This window comes from Erythrobacter sp. CCH5-A1, assembly GCF_001557115.1.
In the GTDB taxonomy this organism is placed as follows: domain Bacteria; phylum Pseudomonadota; class Alphaproteobacteria; order Sphingomonadales; family Sphingomonadaceae; genus Erythrobacter.
Window position 1 is genome coordinate 1 of the sequence record NZ_LSKQ01000171.1, and the last position, 3,399, is coordinate 3,399.

The window sequence follows — 3,399 nt, forward strand, 5'->3', positions numbered from 1 at the left end:
GTTCGGGCACCGTCGACTTTCCGACGCCTATCGGCGTCCGAAACTCTAAACGATTTGCGAATTTCCGCTTTCAGCGAGAAACCCGTGGAAGCTGCCTTGCCGCATTCGCGATCTCGGCTGAGCTTGCCGTGCTGGATGAGAATGTCGATGCTATAGGCATCGCATGCTCGCCAATTCCACAGATCAGACCGACAAAATGCCATCGGCTTCGTCGTATCGGGCGGCGCTTGTGCTGAAGGACACGGGCCAAACCTGGTCTGCGGGGCTTTTCCGCAGGGTGAGGGTAGGGCGCATGTGGCCAGTACGCCCGAGGCCACAATGAAGGAAGGTATGGATTCGGAACAGCGCCTGCGAGACAGGCTTCGCAAAATCGAGGCGCTCTATGCAGGGGCAGCAACGGCGGGGGAGAGGGCGGCCGCGGGGGCTGCGGCGGAACGCATTCGCAAGCAGTTTGATACGGCCAGCAAGAAAGAGCGTGCGGAGGAGTTCAAGTTCTCGATCCCTGATTTATGGTCCCGCCAGCTGTTTACAGCCCTATGCAGGCGGTACGGGATCCGGCCCTTTCGTTATCGGCGCATGCATCGCCAGAGCGTGCTCATCCGCGCGCCGGCCAGTTTCGTGAACGGCGTCCTGTGGCCCGAGTTTGAGGAATTGAGTAACGCACTGACGCTGCATCTTGCCGAGATCACGGAGAAGATCATCCGCGAGGAGGTCCATGAGGCGACGGGGGACGCTGACGAAATCGAGGAGCCTCGGCAGCTGCGATGAACCAGGCAGCATCCCCTGCGACCGAAGTGCTGGTCGGACATGTGGAACGGGTCACATTCCACAGTGACGAGAGCGGATTTTGTGTCCTGCGCGTCAAGGCCCGTGGCCATCGTGATCTGGTTACGACCGTGGGCCATGCTGCGATGATATCAGCCGGAGAGTGGATCACCGCCTCCGGCGAGTGGGTCAATGATCGCCACCACGGGCTCCAGTTCCGGGCCAGGTTTCTGAAGACATCGGAGCCCTCATCGATCGAAGGGATCGAGAAGTATCTGGGCTCGGGCATGATCCGGGGCATTGGGCCGGTCTATGCCAAACGCATGGTCAGGTTGTTCGGCAAGGATGTGTTTGACGTCATCGAGGCCAATCCAGAGCGGCTGCGCGAGGTCGAAGGGATTGGTCCGAAGCGCGCTGCGAAGATCACGGCCGCCTGGGCGGATCAGAAGGTTATTCGCGAGATCATGGTCTTTCTGCACAGCCATGGTGTCGGGACAGCCCGAGCTGTGCGCATATTCAAGACCTATGGCGCCGATGCCGTCCAGGTGATGAGCGATAATCCCTATCGCCTGGCGCGCGACATTCGGGGCATCGGATTCAGAACCGCCGACACCATTGCAGAGAAGCTCGGGATCGAGAAGACCGCCATGGTGCGGGTGAGGGCAGGGGTGTCCTTCGCGCTCACACAGGCGATGGGGGAGGGGCACTGCGGCCTGCCCGTGACAGACCTCAAGGAACTGACAGCCCGGCTTCTCGAAGTCGACAGCACCTTGATCGAGACCGCGCTGGCGCTGGAACTGGATAATGGCACGGTGGTCGCCGATAGTGTGGCTGGGCAGGCGTGCGTATTTCTGGGTGGCCTCTACAACGCCGAGAAGGTCATCGCTGCCCGGCTGCACGCCCTGATGGACGGGCCCTTGCCCTGGTCGGTGATCGATCCGGGCAAGGCACTGCCATGGATCGAGGGGCGCACGGGCCTGACTCTGGCGGCAAGCCAAAAGGAGGCTGTCACGCTGGCCCTGCAATCCAAACTCACCGTGATCACCGGCGGCCCTGGCGTTGGCAAAACCACCATCGTCAATGCGATCCTGCGGATTGTCGCCGCCAAGGCGGTCAAGCTTTTGCTCTGTGCGCCCACAGGCCGGGCGGCCAAGCGGATGACCGAGGCGACGGGCATGGAGGCAAAGACCATTCACCGCCTGCTTGAGTTTGACCCCAAGGCCTTCGGATTCAAGCGCAATGAGGAAAACCCGCTGCCATGTGATCTGCTGGTGGTCGACGAGAGCTCGATGGTCGACGTGATGCTGATGCAGTCGCTGCTGAAGGCCGTGCCCGACACTGCCGCCGTGCTGATCGTCGGTGACATTGACCAGCTACCCTCGGTCGGGCCGGGGCAGGTCCTTGCCGACATCATCCAGTCCGGCGCAGTGCCGGTAGTCCGGTTGACCGAGGTGTTTCGCCAGGCCGCACAGAGCCGGATCATCACCACTGCCCATCAGATCAACCAGGGCCGGAGCCCTGAATTGGGCAAGGTCGAAGGTGAGAGCGATTTCTATTTCGTGTCAGCCGCAGATCCCGAGCAGGCCGTGCCCAAGATCATCGATCTTGTGGGCAAGCATATCCCCCGCAAATTCGGGTTCGACCCCGTGCGGGATGTTCAGGTCCTGTGCCCGATGAACCGCGGCGGGGTCGGCGCGCGCTCCCTCAACATCGAATTGCAGAAGGCGCTCAATCCCAATCCTTCCGCCAAGGTCGAGCGGTTCGGATGGATCTTTGCCCCCGGCGACAAGGTGATGCAGATCGAGAATGATTACGACAAGGACGTGTTCAATGGGGACATCGGTTACATTCAGGCCCTGGATTCCGAAGAGAGCGAGTTGACGGTCGATTTCGACGGCCGCGTGGTCACCTACCAGTTCGGAGAACTGGACACTCTGGTGCCAGCTTACGCCGCGACGATCCACAAGAGCCAGGGATCCGAATACCCAGCGGTCGTGATCCCGGTCATGACCCAGCATTACGCGATGCTGCAGCGAAACCTGCTCTACACCGGAGTCACCCGCGGCAAGAAGCTGGTGGTGCTGGTCGGCCAGCCCCGGGCCATCGCGATCGCCGTCAGAAATGCCGCGGGTCGCCGCCGCTGGTCCAAGCTCAACGAGTGGCTCGGGATGCCAACGCCAGGCTGTAGCCGCACCGCCGAGAAGCTGCGCGCTTCGCCAGACGGCTGACCCTCGGCCTGACCGCTCCGGGGGGAAGGATGACGGAGCCAGACGCTATACGTCATTGACCTATGCGTCATCGACTTATATATGGTGCGCATCACAGCCAACTACCGTATATCCGTGTCCCAATAATGCGCTGAGGCCATGACGACCTTGCATACCGTTGTCGAACTTCCCGAGTTCCAACGGCGCGCCAAGGCCATTATGAGCGATGACGAACGCCTGAGCCTGATCAGCTTCATCGCGGCCAGCCCGGAGGCAGGGGTGTCGCTGGGCGGTGGACTGCGCAAGATCCGGATCCCGCGCGAAGGTGGCGGCAAAAGCGGTGGCTACCGCACCATCTATGTGTTCGGCGGTCGGCATATGCCGATCTACCTGATCACCGTCTTCGCCAAGAACGAGAAGGACAATC

Annotated in this window: 4 protein-coding genes; all 4 read left to right on the forward strand. The window is 61.4% G+C overall.

Features of this window, described 5'->3' with window-relative positions:
- A partial coding sequence (locus AX708_RS21120; protein ID WP_233999637.1) for a hypothetical protein occupies positions 1–236 on the forward strand: 236 nt, incomplete at its 5' end.
- Positions 237–294: 58 nt separating this feature from the next.
- The gene (locus AX708_RS09445) at positions 295–768 is read left to right on the forward strand and encodes a hypothetical protein (protein ID WP_230962557.1); all 474 of its coding nucleotides are present in this window, start codon (positions 295–297) and stop codon (positions 766–768) included.
- Positions 765–2,993 carry an ATP-dependent RecD-like DNA helicase gene (locus AX708_RS09450; RefSeq protein ID WP_067400038.1) on the forward strand — a complete coding sequence of 743 codons (2,229 nt, stop codon included), beginning with the start codon at positions 765–767 and terminating at the stop codon, positions 2,991–2,993. Before AX708_RS09445 ends, AX708_RS09450 begins: the two co-directional genes overlap by 4 nt.
- Before the next feature lie 138 nt (positions 2,994–3,131).
- On the forward strand, positions 3,132–3,399 hold a 268-nt coding region (locus AX708_RS09455), incomplete at its 3' end, for a type II toxin-antitoxin system RelE/ParE family toxin (protein ID WP_067490045.1).

Bases quoted from the DNA above. Each gene is read 5' to 3' on its own strand.
- AX708_RS09450 (WP_067400038.1), top strand. From the start codon at position 765: ATGAACCAGGCAGCATCCCCTGCGACCGAAGTGCTGGTCGGACATGTG.